We start from the raw sequence: 21,931 nt of genomic DNA, 5'->3' as shown, positions 1-21,931 counted from the left end.
CGTAGTATATCTTGAATAGCAACTAACAGCATACAGCTGATTATGGAGAAAATAGAATGAAAAAGGCTACATTGGCCCTAGCAGTATTGGCAGCACTGGCTTTGACTGCCTGTCAAAAACAAGAAGCAACTGACAAAACAGCTACTGAGGCTGCTTCAACAGAAGTTAACGAGGCAGTAACGGGCGAAAAAGAAGACGTTTATGGTACTGAAAAAGAAAAATATTCATATGCATTAGGCGCAAGCATGGGTTTATTCGCTCAAAATAGATTAGAGCAACAAACCGATCTTGGTATTGAACATGACGAAGCCGCATTAATGGCTGGCTTTAAAGACGGTCTAGCTAACGCTACCAAGTACACTGTGCCTGAATTACAAGCTTTTACCCGTGCTTCTGATGAGTTACTACAAACCAAGCAAGATGAAAAAGCGACCAACGCCTCTGCTACTAATATCTCGGAAGGTTTAGCTTATTTAGCCGAAAACGCTAAAAAAGAAGGTGTTGTAACGACAGAGTCGGGGCTTCAGTATGAAGTGCTAACCCAAGGCGATGGTAAAAGCCCCGCTTCTCCAACATCAACGGTAAAAGTACATTATAAAGGTGCTTTATTAGACGGTACTGAGTTTGACTCTTCTTACGCTCGCGGAGAACCTGCTACCTTCCCATTAAATCGCGTAATTGTAGGTTGGACTGAGGGTGTTCAGCTAATGCAAGTAGGGTCTAAGTATCGTTTTACTATTCCATCAGATATGGCATATGGAGAACGCGCAACGGGTAAGATCACTCCAAACTCGACACTTATTTTTGAAGTGGAACTACTCGAAGTTACCGAGTCTGAAGCAGCAGCGACTGAGCAATAAGAACACCTTGCCCAATGCAGAAATATTAATTGTAGCGGGCAACAGAAAATGTAGGCGGGTGACACTGAATAGGTGTTACTTTGTGAACAATAACCCTTTAATTCAGCATTAGAATTATGTGTTAGAGGGTTATTTCTTGTCTGCCTCGTCTCAATGCTTTTCTACCTAAATAAGCAGCTATCAAGCCAATACAAGCTATAAGCAGAATACGGCTAGAAAAAGGCAATAAAAACGACGCTAGCAGCGCATAGCCAAAGCAAATCAAACCTGTAATAAAGGTTACAAATCCAAAAAACAAAATAAATTGTTGCCCCACAGGTATTTGCTGTAGATGCTCTGTGTTTTGATGCTGTATATGCATTCCTAGTTCACCTCATTAATGCGGCTACCTCTCAGTAAACAGCATGTACTTCGAATTTCGGGCTCCTTCCCAGTGATGACACGTTATCGATTTTCTAAATCATCATTACAATGGACTGAAGATAAATTGTTCTAACCGCAATTAGTCAACTTTCACCAGTACTTGGAAAATTTGTACGAATATTACTATGTTTTAGTTTACATTCTTTACTTTTAGTTCAATTTAATTGTTTAAACTTTAAGCAGTTAAATTATTAATTTATACTCTTTTTCTAAAAGAATGAATGATTAAATAAACCAAAACGTCAACAAATCATGCTTACCTTGGATATTATATTTACTCCGCAGTTATAAGGCACGGTCAGAAGAGCCATATTAAACGAACGAAAAATAAACTATTATTTACAAATTCAAGCTATGAGAGACATTAGTCTTAAATCAACGCTGCCGCTATGGATCAGCTTTACCATCTCGTGATGATTACAATGTTTCAGAATAAAATAGCGAGTGTTACAGCACTCTCTCATCTTTTCTTGACTCAAGCGCCAAAATGACGAAGATGGTCATCCATTCAATGCACAAATAAGCTTTATTCCATGCTCAATGAAATTCGCTATCAGTTCTCCTCGGCATCAGTTGCCAATCGTTTTTTAAACGAACTCAAGCACTGGTCAAAAGCAGAAGTGAAAGCTAAACTATTTAAAGCATCCAATTCAGTCTCCGTTTCATATGAGTATGAAGTAGGCAAATTTGATTATACCTGTTCTGATCTTGATGACTTAGCTAATCAACACGATGGCACTGAAATTTAGCAATGTCAGTTTTATGCAACTTCGCTGTACACAAAGCAATTGCAATTATTGATGCGTAAAAACAAAAAGGGCAGACCCAATAAAGCAGGGGCTGCCTTTCTGTAATGATAATTTCTTTGCTATCCTGTGTTAGGGTTTCTAAAGCTCAAATATATCGTCAATACGCTGCATCATTGCAGGCGTAAAGCTGCCTTTTTCAAGTAACAATGTCACTTCCCTACTTTGCTCAGTTTGGGCCTTGCGGATTATGCAGCTCGCTACCACTGCGTCAACGATCACTTGCGGCGCCAATGTACGTTTACTGTCCCTCAATAACTCAGTTACCAACGATTGATTAGCGCAACGTACCTGAATAGGTGGTTGGTTGGCAATACAATAATCATCACCATTCAAGTCGGTAAATGTGTTGTCATTACTCATTCTGCATATGGTTTGTTGGCCTTTCACAATAGTGAAAGTTTGTAAATCACCACGCAAAAAAGACTGTAAATTTCTATACGCTTGAATTTTACTTTCGCCATCAATTTGCACTGCATTAAAATCAACAATGATAGCGTCATTGGTTTCAACTAAAATGTCTTGGATACCTGCATTATCATTGGTACCGCGTGTCCCTTTGCGATCAAACAAAATTTCGGTGTGTAGGGTCTTTGATGATTGCTTTAACACAATAGAATCTGGCGCACATTTATGTCCGCACAGTGCCACAAATTGGCTAGGATTAGCTAACCCTGTTTGACTACCATCCTTTAAAAATGCAAGTAAATGGTGATAGTAAACAACGTAATTTTTAACGTCTGCATGTGAACCTGACTCAAGTGCAAAGTGTTTATCCAGGTATGCTTTTGCATTAGCATTAGCATTAGCTTTTGCATTAGCTTGTGCGCCATCGGCGTCAAAAAGACTAGTCCATTGACTATTGGCAGCTTGAATAAGTTGCTGACGGTCAATAACCGGTGCAATTTTTGCGTTCGCGGCTGGTGAGTTATCTTGTTCTGCATTAATATAAACATCGGGCCGACTTGAATAATCAGCAATTAGATCCTCAATTGCTTGCCAGAAGACATTGACCTCAACGCCGCACGCTGGCAATACCTCTTCGTTAATGAAGGTGTAAAAGCCCTGATGAATTTGACTGTATTTCAAAGCTGGCATGTTCATATTCAATTCCTCTAATTCTTAGCATCTAATTCTTAACATCTAATTCTTAACAAGTAACCCAGACCTACTGATCTGCGCTAAAAGTAAGTAATGCTCGAAATGCATATTTACTTGACTTGCTGACTAGCATAGAGTAATTTTTTAAATAATTTCACAATTAAAATTACACACTGTAAATTTTACAAAATGTGTAAAGTGTATAAAAAATGAAAAATACAAAGTCATTAAGTCGAAAGTCCCATTTAATGGGCACCAAAATTCGTAACTTGCGAAAGCGTAATAATCTAACAATGGAAGACTTGTCTGCTCGCTGCATTAGAGTGAACGCCGAAATTGCACCATCGGTATCTTATCTATCCATGATAGAGCGCGGAAAACGCGTGCCAAGTGAAGATATGTTAACGGTTATCGCGTCTGTTTTTCAAAAGCAGATGGATTGGTTTTTAGATGATGTACCTGAAGAAAAAGCGATTACGCCAATCAAAGGAAGCCGCGGCGGGATCAGTGGCATTGCGCTGGAACCTAGCTTTTTATTTTCAAATGAAATACTGCAAATTGCGATCCCAGAAATGCTATCTCAAACCGGCACCAGCGGAAGACAATTTGCGCATTTACTGATCCGCGCGCATCAAGAACATCATCAAAATCATTTTCCTGACCTAGAACGAGCTGCTGAAGAAGTCGGTTTAAAGCGCATGCCATTGAGCGTTGACGATTTACTTGAGATCGCGAAACAGCAGGGCTTGATGATCAAGTGGTTCAAAAAATTACCTGCTGCAGTAGCCAAAGAGATTGGTGTCATATCATCCACCGGCGGAAATAGTTTAGTTACCAGTTTTTTTGACTCACCTAGCACTATTTACATTAATCAAATATTGAAGTCATTCACTAACCGCTTGAAATACGATCTTGCAGTGCACATCGGGCACAGTGTTTTACATAACAGAGACGGGCTGAAGAGCGTTTTATTAACTGGTCTGAACCCCAACAATACGTTTTCAGAGGGTGGTAGCCAACTAAAACAATCTTCAACTCTCGACGCACAAGATATCTTGCATGCATGGCGTGACTTTGAATCCAGCTTTTTTGCAGGTGCGTTGCTTTGTCCGAAAGTACCTTTTCGGCAATTACTTGACCGCCAAGGCTACGAAATCAAAACGCATGAACAAGTCGGGGTCTCGGCTTCTGTTGCTATGCGCCGCATGACAGCCGTATCTTCCTATCGCCATTGGCACTATTTTGACGCCTATGCACCGGGTAAGCTCAAAGCAGTTTATCGGGGAAATGGTATCCCATTGCCTTGGGGGAATATGCGAGAAGTAGAAGACCCTTGTCAACATTGGGCGGTATTTCGCATGATAAATACACCAGTTAAAGGCAGTAGTGCGCAAATATCTATCTTAAACGTGGGCGATGAACCGAGAATTTATTGTTGCGAATCAACCAACGTCAAAGACATGTCAAACAACAATCGTGTGTTGTGCACGGGCATAGACTTAAATCCAGCAATTGATGCGCAAGGCGGTGATTCAGCGTCTATTGCTGAGGATCTTAAGCAGGCTTGTGTGCAAGGAGGTGGCTCGTCGGCAATCTCTGCCAGTATAAAGTCACAGCTAACGAGTGTAGCCCGGATTTTAAATATCAACTGGGTTGAACGCGGTATTGAAAGTGACGCTCGCCTAATCTGTGCTCGCGGTGCGGTTTGCCCTAGAAAACCCAGCTGTTACAGCAAATGCGGTGACTAGCTAGCCTGAGCATAACGTCGACTATTCTTCGCTTGCTGGTTTAGCTGGCTTGGCTTGCTTAATCGAATTGCCGCCTGTAACGGCTATCCGCATAGCGGTTTCTACATCAATTGACAGTTCAGTTATTTTATCTGCATCCAAATACAGTGTATACCCGCCTATTTGGTAACTAAAAGGGACATACACTGCGGTTTTATTTTGTCCCGGATACAGCACTTCAGCAATTGAATCACCGGTAATAAAACCAATTAAATTAACGCCTTCAGATACCTGCACAGAAACAGCTTTCTTGGTATTTTGGTCTTGCTTAACTTGAAATAAATCGACGGCATCTTTTATTGCGCCGAATACCGTTTTTATTAAAGGGACGCGGTCAAATAGGCTGTTGGCTTTTTCGATAATCAGTTTTATAACATATAAATTAACGATAATACCAATAGTGGCTAGTACCAGAAGCGCTAAGCCAATACCTAGCCCAGGAAAGTAATAGGCTTCCGCTATCAAGGTTGAAAGTAAGGTTTCGGTAGTATTGATAAGCCACGTCAATAAATAGATCGTGATCACGAAAGGGAGAATGGTGAGTAAACCTTTAATCACTAATATAAACAATTTGTTGAACATCGGGTTACGCTGACCTAATTATTAAATTCTGGGATATGCTAGCGCGATTATGCCTAAAAGCCGAGATAAAGCGTTAACTCTTCTGATACTCAATCGAATTGATATACCATTCACTTGTGCCTTTGGGTGTGTTCACCTTAAATACATCGTCTACTTCTTTTTTCAGTAATGCTCTGGCCATAGGAGAGTCGATTGAAATATAGTCTTTAACGTCGCCATAAATCTCCTCGGGTCCAACAATCCTAAAGCGCTTGGTGTTGCCCTCGCCGTTTTCTATCTCTACCCAAGCCCCAAAAAATACTTTTCCTGCTTGTTCTGGGCGATAGTCAATAATCGATAATTCAGGTAATAGCTTGCGTAAAAACCGTACCCGACGGTCAATTTGTCGAAGTACTCTTTTGTTGAAGGTGTAGTCGGCATTTTCTGAGCGGTCACCCAAACCGGCAGCCCAAGTCACTATTTTGGTAATTTCTGGTCGTTTGGTATACCACAAATGGTCGTGCTCGTCTTTTAACTTTGTGTAACCTTCGCGTGTGATCAGTTTAGTTTTCAAGCAGTTATCCAAAGTAAACGGGGGTGAATATCAATTCTTATATATTAATGCATAAAGTACTTTAACCGCTATCACTGAATGCTATAATCAATGATATAAACAGTAAGCCTCTATGCTATTTATTGCAAAGGTAGTTTTCACCGAGTTATTAATATCAGTTATTGCAAAAATTTTATAATAAGTACAAGTGACAAAAACTATGCAGAGCGCCTTATTCAATCCAATCCTCTATTTCAATTATTGAGTTGTTCATGATCATCGAGAAAATCGCTTCCGAGTTAAACGCGTCGCCAAAACAAATTCAAGCCGCAGTGGCTTTACTAGACGAAGGCGCTACAGTGCCCTTTATCGCTCGTTACCGTAAAGAGGTAACCCAAGGATTGGATGACACTCAATTGCGCAACTTAGAGCAGCGCTTAGGCTACTTACGCGACTTAGAAGCACGTCGTAAAGTGATTTTAAAATCGATTAATGAACAAGGTAAATTGGAAGAAGGCTTAAAAGCAAAATTACTTGCAGCTGATAATAAAACCACCCTTGAAGACTTATATTTACCTTACAAACCGCGCCGACGCACTAAAGGCCAAATAGCTATTGAAGCAGGTTTAGAACCACTCGCCAACGAACTATACAGTAATTCAGACGCGCAACCTGAAACGCTTGCAGAGCAGTATATTAGCGCCGAACATAGTATCCTAGACACTAAATCTGCTTTAGATGGCGCCAAGTTTATTTTGATGGAACGCTTTTCTGAAAATGCCGATTTACTACAAAGCGTTCGTCAGTATCTTACTCGTAATGCACACGTGAAAAGCGCTGTTGCCCCAGGAAAAGAGACTGAAGGGCAAAAATATAAAGACTATTTTGATTACACTGAAAAGTACGCAAAAATTCCGTCACATCGTGCCCTAGCTATGTTCAGAGGTCGTAATGAAGGCATTCTGCAAATTAATATCGATGCCGATCCGCAGCAAGAAGAAGGTGCTCGTCGCTCGCATGGCGAAGAACTAATTGAGCAATCTTTGAATATGCGTTTAACAGATTCTGCGCGTGATAAATGGCTAACATCAGTTGTTCAATGGACATGGAAAATTAAAATTCTTTTGCATATGCAGACTGAACTTTTCGGTACGTTGCGCGAACAAGCTGAAGCCGAAGCGATAAAGGTATTTGCGAAAAATCTTAACGACTTATTAATGGCGGCACCCGCAGGGCCAAAAGTCACCATGGGCTTGGATCCAGGTATTCGTACCGGTGTGAAATTAGCCATCGTTGATGCCACAGGCAAGGTCATTCATACCACTACCTTTTTCCCTCACGCACCGCAAAATCAGTGGGATAAATCAAAGCGCACGCTTTCTACTTTATGTAAACAGCATAAAGTAGACTTGATCAGCATCGGTAATGGCACTGGCTCGCGTGAAACTGACAAGCTGGTTGGCGAAATGATGAAAGCCGAACCCGAATTAAAAGTACAGCGCATTGTGATAAGTGAAGCTGGCGCGTCGGTTTACTCCGCCTCGGAACTTGCCTCTAATGAACTGCCGGGTATGGATGTGTCATTGCGTGGCGCAGTGTCAATTGCACGCCGACTACAAGACCCATTAGCCGAACTCGTGAAAATTGAACCAAAAGCAATTGGTGTTGGCCAATATCAGCATGACGTTAGCCAAAGTCAGCTGGGTAAATCGTTGGACACTGTCATTGAAGATTGCGTAAACGCGGTCGGAGTTGACTTAAATACAGCGAGCCCAGCGTTGTTATCGCATGTGTCGGGCTTAAACAAAACTTTAGCCAATAACATTGTCATGTTTCGTGATGCTAATGGTGCTTTTGCAGACCGTAAAGCGCTAAAGAAAGTCGAAAGATTAGGGCCTAAAGCGTATGAGCAAGCCGCTGGTTTTCTAAGAGTGATGAATGGTAAGAATGCACTCGATGCTTCCGCCGTTCACCCGGAGGCTTACGCCTTAATCGATATCATTGCATCAAAGTCCAACATTGCGGTTAATGACATGGTCGGCAATACTGAGCTCTTAAAGCAGCTTAATCCTGAAGAATTTGTCACTGAAGAGTTTGGTTTACCTACGCTAAAAGACATTTTAAAAGAATTAGATAAACCAGGACGTGATCCACGACCTGAGTTTAAAACCGCGAGTTTTAAAGAAGGGGTCGAAACCATGAAAGACCTCAAAGAAGGAATGATTTTAGAAGGCGTTGTCAGTAATGTGGCAAATTTTGGTGCATTCGTCGATATTGGCGTGCATCAAGATGGTTTGGTTCACATATCGTCAATGACAAATACATACATTAGCGACCCTCGTGAAGTAGTAAAAACCGGCGATGTGGTCAAAGTAAAAGTTATGGAAGTAGATGTTGCGCGCAAACGAATTTCATTATCCATGCGCATGGATGACACGCCAACAGCATCTGATAATGCGCCTAAAGGCAGACCTGAACGCTCTACTAAAACAAAATCGCAAAACCAAGCGCCTGCACGTGCACAGAAACCGGCAGCCAAACAAAGTAGCGGAAATGCGGCAATGGGCAATGCGTTTGCCGACGCATTTAATAAAGCGAAAAAATAGCTATGGCCGCAGTGATGTCCTCGGTAGGCAATGGCTTAGCCAAGTTTTTAACTAAGCCCACTGCGCATTACAAAACGTTTTCAGTGTTGAGTACTGAGCAACTCCAAGCCAATCTCCGTCTTGGCGACCTCATTTTGGTTGAGGGTAATAATCGCATTAGCTCAGCCATAAAGTATCTCACTCAATCTACATGGTCACACGTGTGTATTTTTATTGGCGAGCAACCCGGCTTGTACCCTATTCTAGAAGCGGACCTAGTTGAAGGTGTGATTACGGTACCGCTGGACAAATATGACGGCTTCAACTTACGCATTTGCCGCCCTGTCAATTTGACCGCCGAAGATACAACAACCTTATTGAGCTTTGTCATAGAGAGGATCGGGCATCAGTACGACACTAAAAACATCTTTGATTTGATGCGTTATTTGTTGCCAACACCACCGGTTCCTCAACGTTTTCGGCGCAGTATGTTGGCCTTCGGCAGTGGCGACCCAACCAAAGCGATTTGTTCAACCTTAATAGCACAGGCATTTCAGTCAATTCGTTATCCTATTTTACCTATGCAAATCGATGTGTGTGAAAATTTAATGCAAACCGACGCGAGTGCGCAAAGCCACCTGAATAAAAGCAAATTGGGCAGTGCAAACAGTATTATTAAACAACACAATGATGGCAAAGAAACAACACTAATAAACCTTAGAAAGGTCATCCGGCTCAAAGATGAGCAGCTTTTAACTAAACGCCATTTTAGTCATTTTACGCCAAGGGATTTTGACTTATCGCCATACTTTGAAGTGGTAAAGCCCACATTAACGGCCGGATTTGATTATCAAGATATTCAATGGTCTCAGAGCGAATAAACGAGGCACTCTTCAGCGTTTATGTTTTGCCAAGGATATGCAATACCAAAACGACCGAGCATTACACCGTAAAGCTCAAGCTACTTTTTGATTGTGCAAAAACATTGGCGTAAAAACCGCTAACTACGGCTGCCGTTTGCTGTGTTTGTTGACTTATTTCCAGCCCTGCTTTCAATGCTTGAGCTCCTGCATTGCGTTTGCCGTCTTCAATTTTTTGCTGCTCTTGCTTCGATTCCGCGTTTTCTTTACCCGCGTTTTCTTTACCCGCACTTTCTTCATTCGCATTATCTTTGGTAGCTTGACCATTTAAGTTGTTCGCAAAAGCCTGACTGACTGATGGGCGATCGTACGTAGGATTTTGGAATAAGTTAGCTTGATTATTACGCTCGCCCTCGTTACCAATGCCTTTTTCTGCAGCGCCTCTTTCGCCTTGTGAAATTGAAGGGATCGCTTCACGCGCAACATTATCTCGACGCACGGCATCCGTTCCTGCACTATTGGTAGGATAGCCAAAGCTATTCGGGATGACCGTTACAATATTCATTTGTTGCTCTACACTCTCATCTTAATAAAACGTAGTAACTGCAAGTTAAGCGAAGGTATCAATAATGGTACCAAGCATCCCATCAGCCGTTTTTATGACTTTAGCTGACGCTTCTGCCAGCAAGTTTCCGGAGATTAATTCGACTGCAGTTTGGTTAATATTTATTGGCTTCTCACGACTTGAATTATTTGCTGAAGATAAATCAATCGTAGCTTGCCTAACTTGCTCAGCACCCTGGTTATAACCTTGAACGCCAGCATAGAAAGCACTTGATGAATTGCCAGTATCGATACCATTTGTCATTTGTTAGACCCTCTTTGCTAAGGATGGCAGGTGTCCATATCCTGCTTTTCTACATAGTTGAATGTATAGCGTTAAAAGTCTCAGCGTTACTATACACCTTTCCGTATCTGTGTTATCGGCACAGCTTTAGATTTCTTTAGCTATTATTTTTTATTTTTTTGCATTTTCTTATTTTTTTATTAGCAATCAGTAAGTTGTCGTACTCACATCATTAATAAAATCGACGATGTGCTTTGAAAATTCATTCGCATCAGTTAAAAACGGCGCATGGGAAGCATGCTTAAATATCAAATGACGACTGGCTGGTTGAAGCTGCTGAATTTGATTGATAATCTGATGAGGTACGAGACTATCTAGTCTTCCATAAGTGCGTAAAGTGGGTACCTTGATTTCTTTAATGCGCTGCCTAATATCTGCATCTTGCAGAATTTTTAAGCCACCGGATAGCGCAGTGATATTGGCAGTAGGGTAAACATCAATCGCATTAGTAATTTCTCTAATCAATACTTTTGCATTTTCAACACCCATCATTTGAATTGCCAAAAAGCGTGACATTGTTTTGTGATGGTTTTGTTTTAGTTGGCCCATAAATATGTCCAATACGTCAGGCTTAATACCAGGCCAATTATCTGCCATCTGAAACTTTGGCGTTGTCGCAATAGTCATCAGCCCAATCAAATTCGGATGTTGTTTAATGGCTAGATATTGTGCAACCAAGCCGCCTAAGGACCACCCTATTAATATCGTATTTTGTTTAATTTCTGGACTAATTGAATTGGTAATCCCAACTAAATCAAACGGACTAGGAACGACGCTATGCTTTTCACCGTGCCCTGGTAAGGTGATGGTATACAAATTAAAGCGTAAGTTACCGCTTATCTGACGTTGTTTTAATTGAGTTTGCAGGATCTTAATGAGTTGCGTAAATGCGCCAGAATTCATACCCCAACCATGCATAAATCCGATATTGACGTCTGTATTTTTGGTCAGGCTACTTGCAGAGAGCGACATGTTAGTCTTTATCCATTAGGACGTAATTTTCATAACGTGAATGCTAAATAATCAGGTATATAAAATAGTTAATTTGAGGCTAACACAACTGAGCGTCATTCTGCAGAAATTTTTAGTACGCTCTGGGTGGCAGTTTATTAGGGGGATTAAAGCCGCATATGGACATCAGCATTGTTACTTGTGTCACCAACATAGCTTTCAAATAGTCTGCCATTATTGCCTCGAGACATTGCTCGAAGATGGCTTTGGGCAACATCTTTCAGCTAGCCCAGATTTATTGCGAAATCCCAACGCTTTAAAAAACCTAGACACCCCAAACTATGACCATTTATTCGCGATCGACAATTACGTTTGGCCTATAGACAAACTGGTCCTAGATATGAAGTTTGGTAACAAGCCAGTTGCAGCCAAAGCATTAGCGATGATGTTTATGCGCTTTGTATTCTGGCCTTGCATAGCGCGAACCAGCATAGCGCCATATTCCCCAGCACCAGAGCGCGCTTGTAGCTCAATTTATGCAGCCAATGCAGCAAATGGTGTCCCACAATTATTAATCCCCGTGCCACTATCTAACAAACGTTATTGGCAACGACACTATAATCAGGCTCAGTTGTTATGCGATTGCTTGAGTATCGCGACGCACATTCCTAACCAACCGATTGTTCGACGGGTTAAACATACTTTGGCGCAAACAGAGTTAAATAAACAGCAACGCATAGATAACGTCTGCAATGCGTTTGAATGTGATTTAATTATAAACGCCAAGCATATTGCGGTTATAGACGATGTCATTACCACCGGGGTGACTATTAATGCTGTTTGCCAGGCTATAAAAACACGTAATCCTACGATAAAAATTTCAGTATGGACCATGGCTATTACCTTACTAAAATAGAAAAGCACCCTGATGAAAAAACATAACCAGAGTGCTTATTGTTGCTTGCGGCTGAAAAATTTACTCAATCAGCGGCGACATATACAAGCTATTTGCCATCAATTTACTGGTGCCATCCCAGTAGCCACGGAAATGAATGTTGTCAACAAAACCAATTACAACACCATTACCAAGGGGCTTAGCGACGATTGCGGTCGTTTTGCCTATCAATTTTTGCAGTTCATCAGCAGTGTAGCCAGCAACAAGTGGCTTTTCCTGATAAGTGGCAACCTCATTGAAAGGGTTATTTGAGGCTTTCATTACCATATTTGTGGTTTTAAATAAGGGTAAATCATCGTCTTCAAAACCGAACATAAGCGGATGACTAAGATCAACGTCAGCACGATAAACCGCACCCGCGATTAATTTTTTAGCGGCAAACGCATCTTTATCACCAAAACTAAGACCCTTGGTAGTGAACGCGTCGTCCACTTTACTGGTTGCTATAACGTCATTATCAATCCATTTTTGCTGACTAAACCAACTTACAGCAGATTTCTGGCCAATCAGCACACCGCCTTTTCTCACCCATTCTTTTATAGCTGCGGTTGTGTCATCGTTAACGGTAGTATAAGAGCCCGAAGCAAAAACAAGATGCGTATACTCAGCAATGTCTACGTCATTCAAATCAGACAAATCCAATAGCGTTGCTGGTAACCCTACGCGTGTATCTAAATAATGCCAGATTTCGCCCACTTCATATTGTGATGTTCCTTTCCCACCAATTAATAATACTTTTGGTAAAGTCACGGCAGCAAACTGTCTGCTACCCAAATCAATCCCTTTTGAGGTAAGACCTGAAGCAACGTTATATAAATTAATATTGAGTTTTTTCGCTTGCGTCGACAATATATCAAGCAAATTAGTGGGTTGTTGCAATGCCATCGGGATGACGATCGCTCCTTTGGAGAAGTCTCTTGACACTATTGAACTCGCAGCAGCGACTTCAGCGGTAAAATCGGCACCCGCCACTCGCACTTGAACTTTATTGGTTAATAAATGCTGCAACAACGCAGGCGCCTTGTAATCGTGCCATTCAAATGCAAACGCGTAAGCATTAGCATCAAGCGTTGTTTGTGCAATTTTGCGCTCAACAGACTTTACTGTCGACAGTTTACGCATTTCTGATTTGCTAAGCGGCGAATAATTTAGGTTAAAGGCTAAGGGTAAATTCCAATTTGAAACGTCATAAAACGTGTTGTCAGTAAAGCGCTGTCGCTCGGAAAACAATGAGCGAATGAGGCGATATTGTGCTTGGTCAAGAGAAACAACTAACGCATTGTTCGCTTGTAACTCTAAACTTTCTACCTGCGTATTTTTTGACACCATGGAAAAATCGATTTGATGAGAAGACAAAATTTCTTGAACACGTTCAAATCTGCTCTGGTCTCGGCTACCTTGAATAACAAAAGCATTGATCTTGTCGTCTTTGATCAGTTTTTGCGTATCTGAATAAAACTGTTTTTGGTAAGCCAAAATCGCACTTTTGTTAGCCAATGAGCCTGCAAAAGTCGACAATGATGTCGTGACTTGATTCTGAATAGTGTCTGGGAAACTCAGCAAACCATTGACAGAGTCTTGTAGATGTCCACGACTACTTGCCTGCTCAAATAAGATCCCGATACTGCCATGCGCATCTGGGTAAGTAGAGCCTTTCCCATAGTAGAAATCATCAAAGCTTTCTTGAGTGAAGTAAAGCTGCTTTTGGCCATCTAACGCTTTCGCATGAAAGTCACCTAAGGCTGCAGTTAGCGTCACATTTGTATCCGGCGTCCAAGGATTTTTACGCGAGGAAATACCTGGCTGAAAGAAATACGTACTGTCAGTTCCCATTTCATGGAAGTCGGTTAAGACATGGGGACGCCATTGATGGAATTGAGTAATACGAGCTCGACTCTCTGGGTGAGTAAGCAATAACCAATCACGATTTAAGTCAAACCAATAATGGTTGGTCCTGCCTGAAGGCCAATGCTCTCTGTGTTCTCTGTGCAACTTGTCGCTAACTAAGGTTTTACCTTTATGCGAGTTTGCCCATTGTGCGAAGCGCGACAATCCATCCGGGTTTAACGCAGGATCGAGCAAAATAATATTTTCATTTAATAGCTTCTGTACCTCAGCACCATTAGAGGCAGCAAGGTGATAAGCCACTAACATTGATGCATTTGCGCCAGATGGCTCGTTACCATGTACGCTGTACCCCATGTTAATAATTAACGGTGCATCTGCAGGGGCAGGTTTTCCATCATCGATTCTGGCCACATGATCTGTGCGTAGCTGATCAATATTTGATTGATTAGAGGGACTTGTAATGGTTAGTAACAACAGAGGGCGCTGTTCGTGAGTACGACCAATCTCCTTAATAGTCACTCTGTCAGATGCTTCAGCTAATGCGTACATGTAGTTGACGAGTTGATCGTGGCGCACATGCCATGTTCCAACTGGATAGCCTAGTATATCGGCAGGCAAGGGTATGGCACTGTTGTAATTTTGTTCCTTAGGAAGGTAATCAAGGTCGTTACTTTTTGCGAAACTTTGTACTGTATACAATGTGCAAAACAGTAGAACAATAGTCACCAATGATTGGCGACTTATAAAATGTTGCGGATTAAACATATAAATTCCTTTGAGTACTGTCTTATTTATTCTTATCACAAGCGAACGTTAAGTTTCTAATTCCTGAGCATATTACCCTATATCCTAATATGTAAAAACACAGTATTTTAAGTTGATAATACAATTTATTATAAAATAGTTGTAAAAAGTCGAATACCCGACTGTTTTACTCAAGTAATTTTGCTATTATAGTCAGCATATAATAATTTAACTTGGGTAGGTCACTATGATCAATATATCAGAATCAGCACAAACTCACTTTGGTAAGCTTTTATCGCAACAAAGCGAAGCCACCAATATTAGAGTATTTGTGGTAAACCCGGGTACCTCAACAGCTGAATGTGGCGTGTCATACTGTCCGGCAGATGCCGTAGAAGAAACGGATGTTACACTTCCTTTCAACGGCTTTAATGCCGTCGTAGACCAAGAAAGTGCGCCGTATTTAGTAGAAGCAGAAATCGATTTTGTGACAGACCAAATGGGCTCGCAACTTACCCTTAAAGCGCCAAACGCAAAAGCCAAGAAGCTCGGCGATAATGCAAGCTTGGTTGAACGCATTAACTACATGATTGAGACCGATGTCAACCCGGGTCTTGCGAGTCACGGTGGTAAAGTGTCGTTAGTTGAAGTAACTGAAGACAAGACTGCCATACTGCAGTTCGGTGGTGGTTGTAATGGTTGTTCTATGGTCGATGTGACCTTGAAAAACGGTATTGAAAAACAAATGTTAGTAGAGTTTGAAGGCGAAATAGTGGCGATTAAAGACGCCACTGAGCATGAAGCTGGTGAGCATTCTTACTACTAAATATAATAGATATTATTAGCCATACGCAATAAACATGATTAAGCTGTTACCTTTAATTATGTTTTTGTGTGACGTGTAGTCGAGGCGCAGGCCGAATGAAAAGTCGAGGCGCAGGCCGAATGAAAAGTCGAGGCGCAGGCCGAATGAAAAGCTGGATAGATAAAATAACCCATGAACCACTTCGCCATTGGCAGCGTTTTATAAAAGGTTTTGCGGTTTTTATGGTTGGTGTTGCTTTATGGTATTCAGAATTAGCTTTAGTATACCTTGGACTTTCCGTCGGTGCAGTTTATACCTACAGTGACCCATCAAAAATTATAGCCCTCATTTTTCTATTCTGCGGCACTATTATATCGGTTATTGGCTATCTACAAATACTCATTTGCAGGCTGTTACCCAGCAAAACTGGACTTCAAAGTAATCAATAAAACGTTTTTGTGATGTTCAATTACTTTGCCTTACTCTTCTCGTTATTCAATTGCCTTCGTTAGACCCTTTAGGTTAACTATGCCGGCATCTCATGGCTATCGTTGAGCCCAACACTAATAGTGTTAACCACATCACACTGCCACCCCCCGTAACCTTTTCGACGTTCGACGTTCGACTTTTGCGACGTTATCCTCTTTTATTCGAGTTCTAAAATTTGCAAGTTCGATATCAAGGTATGCGCGAAACGCTAATTGAGATTGTTAACCCGCATTATTATCAAAAATACGCTGTTGCGGTTTACTTATTAGAAACACATACCAACTGCCTAAAATAGCCCCCCTGAAGGCTAAAAAGCTAAGCAGAGCAACCCACAAACCAACATTGCCTAAATCTGCAACAAACCACCAAATCAGGAAAAAACCAAATATAGCGCTTAGTATCATGGAGTCGCGCATTGCTTTTCCCTTGCTCAAACCAACAAATACGCCGTCAAATAGAAAGCACCAATGCGCAACAAGGGGCAGCAGGATCATGAGGCCGAGGTAGCTTGAAGCTTCTTTTTGCAACGCGGTCTGGTCCGTCAGTAACTGAATAATTTGTGCGCCAAATTGCCAAAAAACCAAGGCATAAACCACTGCGAATAAGCTAGACCACAATAGGCCGACTTTGACATGATAGGCTAAAGCTGTTTCGTTTTTTTTGCCTTTTTCCTCCCCCACTAGCGCTTCAACTGCATTGGCAACGCCGTCCAACCCGAGAGCGATAAGTGCAAAAAACTGCATCAATATTGCGTTAGTTGCTGCCACTTGTGCACCCATACCAGCCCCTGTAAAAATAATAAATGCAAGGGTAAGTTGCAGTGCCAAATTACGGAATAAGATATCAGAATTAAGCGTCAATAACGGTTTAAGTGACAGCCATTTTAACCAAGTCGATTGAAACAACGACATGTTAATAAGGCTCTTGGTTGCCAACAGTGATAGCCCTAGAAGTGCAAATTCCGCCACCACTGTTGCGGCAGCAACACCCTTAACGCCCCACTCAAATACGAAGACAAACAACAGGCTAAAAATAATATTGATGAGATTAACCGCAAGTTGAAGCATTAGCACGGTTTTAGTTTTTTGCTGACCTATTAACCAACCCACTAAGGCCATATTTGCAAGCGCGGCAGGAGCTCCCCATATCCTTACATTAAAATAGGCCTGCGTGCTTTGTGAAAGCAATTCTGACGATTGCGAAAAATACAATCCTGCATTCAAGATGGGTGTTTGCAGTAATATAAATAATATGCCCAGCAGCATTCCAAAAGAGACACCTTGCACCAGTACCTTGGTGCGTCTTTTTTGTTCCTGAACCTCAACATTACTGCGACCGGCCTGAGCACTTAAACCTGTGGTCGACATTTTTAGAAAGCCACAAATCCAATACAGTTGAGTTAAAATTAGGGTGCCAATAGATGCGCCTGCCAAATAATGCGTCGCATCCATATGGCCTAAAATGGCCGTATCCACCAACCCTAATAGAGGCGTTGTAATATTAGCCAAAATTAAAGGAATAGCTAAAAAAAAGAGATGCCAAACATGCGGTTTACGGCCGCTATACTCTGTTTGTTGCACCATGCTATTAATTACCTTTTACGATATGCTTGACTACTGATAGCATGAGAGACTAACGCCATTACGCGGAGCGAGCAATGATTAACGCCTTTTTAAGTAAATACAAAACGTCGCAACTAGCGGCAATATCAACCCTCGTTGTGGGCCTCTCTTTTTCAACTCATGCCTATCAAGTAGATATGTCTGAGCCGCTTATTCAGACCCCCAGTGAACCAGCTGTATCAGCAGCAGCAACAACACGAAATATTGTCAGTGCAACAAAAGTGGTATTAGACGTGCCTAGCAACGATCGTAGCTTCGTTATCCTGCAGTACCATCACGTTAGTACCGAAACGCCAAGGAGCACTTCTGTTTCGCCACAAGAGCTTGAGCAGCATATGGCTTATTTAGCTGAATATCATACCGTGATTTCATTAGAAACTGCCGTTAATGGGCTCACCAGTAAGACCCCATTCCCCAAGGGGGCCGTGGTGATAACATTTGATGATGGCTATAAAAATATATTGGACAACGGGCATCCTATTTTAACCAAATACGGGTTTGAATATACGATTTTTATTAACCCTGCTCAAATCGATACATTGAGCTCTCATCTGTCCTGGGAGGAGGTGAAAAAAATGAGCAACGAAGGGGTTACCTTCGCAAATCATACGCAAGACCATTTGCATTTACTCGACCGATATCCCAAAGAGAGTAAAGCTGATTGGTTGGCTCGTATTGAGCAAAATATTAACGCGGCTGAGGAATCATTAAGCCAACAACTTGGCTATTCAAAAAAATGGCTGGCATACCCATATGGTGAATTTGACGTTAACATTAAAGCCCTGCTCAAAGAGATGGGCTATATAGGATTCGGCCAACATTCCGGTGGCGTAGGTGAATTGAGCGATATGCAATCACTCCCTCGCTATCCAGCAGCGGGGCGCTTCGCAAACCTCGATACCTTACTAACCAAAATCAACAGTTTGGCTATGCCTGTAACGGAAGTAATACCGCATCGTTATGTGATGGCAATAGGAGAGGTAATCGGTGAAGTAAAAATTAATGTTTTACTAGATGATATTAGTTTTAATCGTATTGCCTGTTACTTTGGCGGAGATCCCCTGCCTATAACAAAAACTGAAAAAGGCTTTAGTATCAATATCGATAGCCCATTCTATGCTGGCAGAACAAGAGTCAATTGCACAGCGCCTAGTGTGCAACAGAGCAGCAGATTTTATTGGTATTCAATTCCATTTTTTACGCCGCAAGAAGACGGCACGTATCTTAATTAACCATTGGTGTCTGTCACTTCTTCTAATGGACATCGATTCAATACGTATTGTTCGCCATTTGCATCTTCAGAAATTAATTTAACCGGAAAGCCCCATAATTTATGAAGATGTTTCATGACCTCTGAAGTAGTCTCGTCCAAATTAATATTATTGGCTGTTATATGGCGAAGAGTGAGGGATCTATTACCACCAATATCAACATCATAAACTTCGATATTGGGTTCCTTCATACTGATATTGTATTGCATTGAAAGATTATTGCGAATTTCTTGATATCCAGCATCATTATGAATAGCGGTAATATTAAGTTCATTTAATCCAGCGTCGTCATTGAGGGCAAAAAGTTTAAAGTCCCGGATAACTTTAGGTGATAGGTATTGTGCAATAAAACTCTCGTCCTTAAAATTTCGCATTGCAAAGGTTAATGATTCATTCCAGGGTGTTCCTGCGAGTTCGGGAAACCATTTCTTATCCTCCTCAGTTGGTTTCTCGCAAATACGTCTGATATCAATCATCATATTAAAGCCTAAGGCGTAGGGATTTATGCCATTAAAATAGGGGCTATCAAAATCAGGTTGAGCAACGACGTTGGTATGACTTTGTAGAAATTCAATCATAAAACCGTCAGTAACATGACATCTATCGTATAACTCATTTAAAATCGTGTAATGCCAAAAACAAGCCCACCCTTCATTCATCACTTGCGTCTGACGTTGTGGATAAAAGTACTGTCCAGTTTTTCTTACAATTCGCACAATCTCTCTTTGCCATGACTTCATCAAGGGTGCGTTTTTCTCGATAAAATACAAAATATTCTCTTGCGGTTCACTGGGAAATCGAGTTTTGCCATCCTTACTTTGTAACTTTTCTGGGATGGTATTCCAAAGCTCATTAACCTGTGATTGTAAATATTGCTCCCGATCCTTTTGACGCTGTTTTTCTTCGCGCATTGATATTGGCGAAGGACGTTTATAACGATCAACACCATAGTTCATCAATGCATGACAAGAATCCAAAATACTTTCGACCTCATCAACACCGTACTTTTGCTCACAATCACTGATATAAGTTTTTGCAAACACTAAATAATCGATTATTGCTTCAGCGTCAGTCCAAGTTTTGAATAAATAATTTCCTTTAAAGAATGAGTTATGTCCGAAACAAGCATGCGCAATAACTAATGCTTGCATCATCATACTGTTCTCTTCCATTAGATAGGCGATGCAAGGATTTGAGTTAATGACTATCTCATAGGCTAGACCCATTTGACCGCGCCGATAGGATTGTTCATTACTAATAAAATGCTTGCCAAAAGACCAATGATTATATCCTATCGGCATACCGGCGCTGGCATACGCATCTAACATCTGCTCTGCAGATATAATTTCCATTTGATTCGGATAAGTATCCAAGCCAAAATCGTTGGCGATGTCCTCAATGGCAGCATAGTATTGATTAATAAGATCGTAGTTCCAGTCTGCGCCCCTTGAAATCGGCTTAGAGGCGGTCACTTTTTCAGATTTTAATCGTTTCTTGGACATCATAAACCTCCACTTTTAAGACGACTGTTGAATTTCGAATTAATGCCTTGTTTTTCAAAAAACGCTCTAAAGATAGGGTATATATCACTTTGTTGAGTGATTTTTTTGATGGCAATATTATCAAAATGTTCAAGCAAACTTTGATATTCATACCAAAGTGTTTGTGGTTCTCGCTCAGTTATTTCAACATACGCAAAGTATCGTATACGCGGTAAAATTGAGGTGCTCATTAAATTACGACACTTAAGCGAGTCAGTATCCCAATTGTCACCATCTGACGCTTGCGCAGCATAAACATTCCAATTTTCAGGATTATAACGATCAGCTAAGATTTCTTGCATTAGTATTAAGGCACTGGAAACGATGGTTCCACCGGTTTCTTGAGAATAGAAAAACTCATGTTCATCGACTTCTTTAGCATGGGTATGATGACGAATGTAAACAACGTCAACATCCTTATAAGAGCGCTTTAAGAACATGTATAGCAAAATATAAAATCGTTTAGCGATTTCTTTGGTTTCCTGATCCATTGAACCTGACACATCCATTAAACAGAACATAACGGCATTGGTCGTTGGTTGAGGTAATTTTGTGAAATGTTTATAACGTAGATCAAATGAATCGATATACGGTATCCTTTTAATTCTGCGTTTTAGAGCACTAATTTCGTCATTTAATCGTTTGCTCTGCACCCGCTCTTCGCTGGGGAGTTGTTGCAATGCTTGTTCTAGTTTTTTTAGTTGTTTTTTTAAGGGGCTTTTGATTGCTATTCTTCTTGCCAAAGAACCTTTAAGGGAGCGCACTATATCAATATTAGAAGGCGTACCGTCGGTGTTAAATCCGGAGCGAATATTTTTATAATTAATCAGTTTCTTAAGCTGGTTTATTTGAAGATTTGGTAATTCCAAATCTTCAAATAATATATTCATATATTCATCACTAGATAGTTCAAACATGAATTCATCATTGCCTTCACCACTATCACTAGAGCGTTTTCCCGCCTGCCCTTCACCTTGCATTGGACGAGATATTTTATCCCCTACCGAAAACGCTTTATTACCCGGGAAAACGCGGTTTCGGTTTCCTCCTTGACCATGCCGGAATGAAGGTTCACTTATATCCTTTGATGGGATAGAAATACTTTCATTTTTATCAACATCAGTAATGCCACGATTGATGATCCGATCAGCAATCGATTTTTTTATCTGCGAACGATAACGCCTAATAAAGCGTTGTCGGTTAACCGTACTTTTGTTCTTTTGATTTAGCCTTCGGTCTATTATCTGCATAGAGCACCTCCA

Annotated in this window: 20 protein-coding genes; 9 read left to right on the top strand and 11 right to left on the bottom strand. The window is 41.1% G+C overall.

Annotated features, from left to right (window positions below; all coding sequences use genetic code 11):
• Nucleotides 1-56: 56 nt before the first annotated feature.
• Entirely contained in the window at nt 57-860 is an 804-nt protein-coding gene (gene bamJ, locus G399_RS0102310) for a BamJ family beta-barrel-assembly machinery protein (protein ID WP_006009292.1), read from the top strand.
• 121 nt (nt 861-981) lie between these two features.
• On the opposite strand, the gene G399_RS0102305 is transcribed toward bamJ, so the two are convergent.
• On the bottom strand, nt 982-1,221 hold the full coding sequence (locus tag G399_RS0102305; RefSeq protein ID WP_006009290.1) for a hypothetical protein: 240 nt from the start codon (nt 1,219-1,221) through the stop codon (nt 982-984).
• A gap of 595 nt (nt 1,222-1,816) precedes the next feature.
• Here G399_RS0102305 and G399_RS0102300 point away from each other — a divergent pair.
• A complete protein-coding gene (locus G399_RS0102300) occupies nt 1,817-2,032 on the top strand; it encodes a hypothetical protein (RefSeq protein WP_006009289.1) in 216 nt (71 codons plus the stop codon).
• A gap of 138 nt (nt 2,033-2,170) precedes the next feature.
• Here the strand turns inward: G399_RS0102300 and G399_RS0102295 are convergent, their stop codons facing one another.
• Nucleotides 2,171-3,193 carry an aldolase/citrate lyase/malate synthase family protein gene (locus tag G399_RS0102295; RefSeq protein ID WP_006009287.1) on the bottom strand — a complete coding sequence of 341 codons (1,023 nt, stop codon included), beginning with the start codon at nt 3,191-3,193 and terminating at the stop codon, nt 2,171-2,173.
• A 206-nt stretch (nt 3,194-3,399) separates the two neighbouring features.
• On the opposite strand from G399_RS0102295, the gene G399_RS0102290 reads away from it, so the two are divergent.
• Nucleotides 3,400-4,938 carry a DUF3612 domain-containing protein gene (locus G399_RS0102290; protein WP_026843376.1) on the top strand — a complete coding sequence of 513 codons (1,539 nt, stop codon included), beginning with the start codon at nt 3,400-3,402 and terminating at the stop codon, nt 4,936-4,938.
• A gap of 21 nt (nt 4,939-4,959) precedes the next feature.
• On the opposite strand, the gene G399_RS0102285 is transcribed toward G399_RS0102290, so the two are convergent.
• Nucleotides 4,960-5,559, bottom strand: coding sequence for a DUF502 domain-containing protein (locus G399_RS0102285; protein ID WP_006009283.1), 600 nt, complete (start codon nt 5,557-5,559; stop codon nt 4,960-4,962).
• A 73-nt stretch (nt 5,560-5,632) separates the two neighbouring features.
• Complete coding sequence (gene greB / locus G399_RS0102280; protein WP_006009281.1) at nt 5,633-6,112, bottom strand: transcription elongation factor GreB; 480 nt, start codon at nt 6,110-6,112, stop codon at nt 5,633-5,635.
• 251 nt (nt 6,113-6,363) lie between these two features.
• On the opposite strand from greB, the gene G399_RS0102275 reads away from it, so the two are divergent.
• Nucleotides 6,364-8,697, top strand: a complete 2,334-nt coding sequence (locus G399_RS0102275) for a Tex family protein (protein ID WP_006009279.1) — start codon at nt 6,364-6,366, stop codon at nt 8,695-8,697.
• Nucleotides 8,698-8,699: 2 nt separating this feature from the next.
• Nucleotides 8,700-9,557, top strand: a complete 858-nt coding sequence (locus G399_RS0102270; RefSeq protein ID WP_006009277.1) for a YiiX/YebB-like N1pC/P60 family cysteine hydrolase — start codon at nt 8,700-8,702, stop codon at nt 9,555-9,557.
• Between the two features lie 61 nt (nt 9,558-9,618).
• Here G399_RS0102270 and G399_RS19990 read toward each other — a convergent pair whose 3' ends face one another.
• From G399_RS19990 to bioH, 3 genes are all read right to left on the bottom strand, one after another.
• Nucleotides 9,619-10,101 carry a hypothetical protein gene (locus G399_RS19990; RefSeq protein ID WP_006009275.1) on the bottom strand — a complete coding sequence of 161 codons (483 nt, stop codon included), beginning with the start codon at nt 10,099-10,101 and terminating at the stop codon, nt 9,619-9,621.
• Between the two features lie 45 nt (nt 10,102-10,146).
• Complete coding sequence (locus tag G399_RS0102260) at nt 10,147-10,404, bottom strand: hypothetical protein (RefSeq protein ID WP_006009272.1); 258 nt, start codon at nt 10,402-10,404, stop codon at nt 10,147-10,149.
• Between the two features lie 186 nt (nt 10,405-10,590).
• On the bottom strand, nt 10,591-11,415 hold the full coding sequence (bioH, locus tag G399_RS19985; RefSeq protein WP_006009271.1) for a pimeloyl-ACP methyl ester esterase BioH: 825 nt from the start codon (nt 11,413-11,415) through the stop codon (nt 10,591-10,593).
• Nucleotides 11,416-11,488: 73 nt separating this feature from the next.
• Between bioH and G399_RS0102250 the strand changes: the two genes are divergently transcribed.
• Nucleotides 11,489-12,310: a ComF family protein gene (locus G399_RS0102250; protein WP_226988916.1), complete on the top strand. Its 822-nt coding sequence runs from the start codon at nt 11,489-11,491 to the stop codon at nt 12,308-12,310.
• Nucleotides 12,311-12,370: 60 nt separating this feature from the next.
• Here G399_RS0102250 and G399_RS0102245 read toward each other — a convergent pair whose 3' ends face one another.
• Nucleotides 12,371-14,962 (bottom strand): M14 metallopeptidase family protein, encoded by a 2,592-nt coding sequence (locus G399_RS0102245; RefSeq protein WP_006009268.1) that lies wholly within the window; start codon nt 14,960-14,962, stop codon nt 12,371-12,373.
• Nucleotides 14,963-15,188: 226 nt separating this feature from the next.
• Between G399_RS0102245 and nfuA the strand changes: the two genes are divergently transcribed.
• Nucleotides 15,189-15,767 carry a Fe-S biogenesis protein NfuA gene (gene nfuA, locus G399_RS0102240; protein ID WP_006009266.1) on the top strand — a complete coding sequence of 193 codons (579 nt, stop codon included), beginning with the start codon at nt 15,189-15,191 and terminating at the stop codon, nt 15,765-15,767.
• A gap of 95 nt (nt 15,768-15,862) precedes the next feature.
• Nucleotides 15,863-16,195, top strand: coding sequence for a hypothetical protein (locus G399_RS0102235; RefSeq protein ID WP_006009263.1), 333 nt, complete (start codon nt 15,863-15,865; stop codon nt 16,193-16,195).
• Nucleotides 16,196-16,456: 261 nt separating this feature from the next.
• On the opposite strand, the gene G399_RS0102230 is transcribed toward G399_RS0102235, so the two are convergent.
• On the bottom strand, nt 16,457-17,818 hold the full coding sequence (locus G399_RS0102230; protein WP_006009260.1) for an MATE family efflux transporter: 1,362 nt from the start codon (nt 17,816-17,818) through the stop codon (nt 16,457-16,459).
• A 74-nt stretch (nt 17,819-17,892) separates the two neighbouring features.
• Here G399_RS0102230 and G399_RS0102225 point away from each other — a divergent pair, with 74 nt between their 5' ends.
• The gene (locus tag G399_RS0102225) at nt 17,893-19,089 is read left to right on the top strand and encodes a polysaccharide deacetylase family protein (protein WP_006009258.1); all 1,197 of its coding nucleotides are present in this window, start codon (nt 17,893-17,895) and stop codon (nt 19,087-19,089) included.
• On the opposite strand, the gene G399_RS0102220 is transcribed toward G399_RS0102225, so the two are convergent.
• Together G399_RS0102220 and G399_RS0102215 are read right to left on the bottom strand one after the other, a co-directional pair.
• A complete protein-coding gene (locus G399_RS0102220; RefSeq protein ID WP_006009256.1) occupies nt 19,086-20,633 on the bottom strand; it encodes a SpoVR family protein in 1,548 nt (515 codons plus the stop codon). The genes G399_RS0102225 and G399_RS0102220 overlap by 4 nt on opposite strands.
• On the bottom strand, nt 20,630-21,919 hold the full coding sequence (locus tag G399_RS0102215) for a YeaH/YhbH family protein (RefSeq protein ID WP_006009254.1): 1,290 nt from the start codon (nt 21,917-21,919) through the stop codon (nt 20,630-20,632). The genes G399_RS0102220 and G399_RS0102215 overlap by 4 nt, the downstream gene beginning before the upstream one ends.
• Nucleotides 21,920-21,931: the final 12 nt, after the last annotated feature.

The sequence above is a fragment of the Brumicola pallidula DSM 14239 = ACAM 615 genome, assembly GCF_000428905.1.
Classification (GTDB): domain Bacteria; phylum Pseudomonadota; class Gammaproteobacteria; order Enterobacterales; family Alteromonadaceae; genus Glaciecola; species Glaciecola pallidula.
Note: the sequence above shows the minus strand (reverse complement) of the source record. Positions and strands in the feature narration are given on the sequence as shown.

Coding starts and splice junctions, on each gene's coding strand:
- G399_RS0102260 (WP_006009272.1), bottom strand. CDS start 10,404: ATGACAAATGGTATCGATACTGGCAATTCATCAAGTGCTTTCTATGCT.
- G399_RS0102305 (WP_006009290.1), bottom strand. CDS start 1,221: ATGCATATACAGCATCAAAACACAGAGCATCTACAGCAAATACCTGTG.
- nfuA (WP_006009266.1), top strand. CDS start 15,189: ATGATCAATATATCAGAATCAGCACAAACTCACTTTGGTAAGCTTTTA.
- G399_RS0102290 (WP_026843376.1), top strand. CDS start 3,400: ATGAAAAATACAAAGTCATTAAGTCGAAAGTCCCATTTAATGGGCACC.
- G399_RS0102225 (WP_006009258.1), top strand. CDS start 17,893: ATGATTAACGCCTTTTTAAGTAAATACAAAACGTCGCAACTAGCGGCA.
- G399_RS0102275 (WP_006009279.1), top strand. CDS start 6,364: ATGATCATCGAGAAAATCGCTTCCGAGTTAAACGCGTCGCCAAAACAA.
- G399_RS0102230 (WP_006009260.1), bottom strand. CDS start 17,818: ATGGTGCAACAAACAGAGTATAGCGGCCGTAAACCGCATGTTTGGCAT.
- G399_RS0102220 (WP_006009256.1), bottom strand. CDS start 20,633: ATGATGTCCAAGAAACGATTAAAATCTGAAAAAGTGACCGCCTCTAAG.
- G399_RS0102270 (WP_006009277.1), top strand. CDS start 8,700: ATGGCCGCAGTGATGTCCTCGGTAGGCAATGGCTTAGCCAAGTTTTTA.
- G399_RS0102235 (WP_006009263.1), top strand. CDS start 15,863: ATGAAAAGTCGAGGCGCAGGCCGAATGAAAAGTCGAGGCGCAGGCCGA.
- G399_RS0102300 (WP_006009289.1), top strand. CDS start 1,817: ATGCTCAATGAAATTCGCTATCAGTTCTCCTCGGCATCAGTTGCCAAT.
- G399_RS0102285 (WP_006009283.1), bottom strand. CDS start 5,559: ATGTTCAACAAATTGTTTATATTAGTGATTAAAGGTTTACTCACCATT.
- bioH (WP_006009271.1), bottom strand. CDS start 11,415: ATGTCGCTCTCTGCAAGTAGCCTGACCAAAAATACAGACGTCAATATC.
- G399_RS0102295 (WP_006009287.1), bottom strand. CDS start 3,193: ATGAACATGCCAGCTTTGAAATACAGTCAAATTCATCAGGGCTTTTAC.
- G399_RS0102215 (WP_006009254.1), bottom strand. CDS start 21,919: ATGCAGATAATAGACCGAAGGCTAAATCAAAAGAACAAAAGTACGGTT.
- G399_RS0102245 (WP_006009268.1), bottom strand. CDS start 14,962: ATGTTTAATCCGCAACATTTTATAAGTCGCCAATCATTGGTGACTATT.
- G399_RS19990 (WP_006009275.1), bottom strand. CDS start 10,101: ATGAATATTGTAACGGTCATCCCGAATAGCTTTGGCTATCCTACCAAT.
- bamJ (WP_006009292.1), top strand. CDS start 57: ATGAAAAAGGCTACATTGGCCCTAGCAGTATTGGCAGCACTGGCTTTG.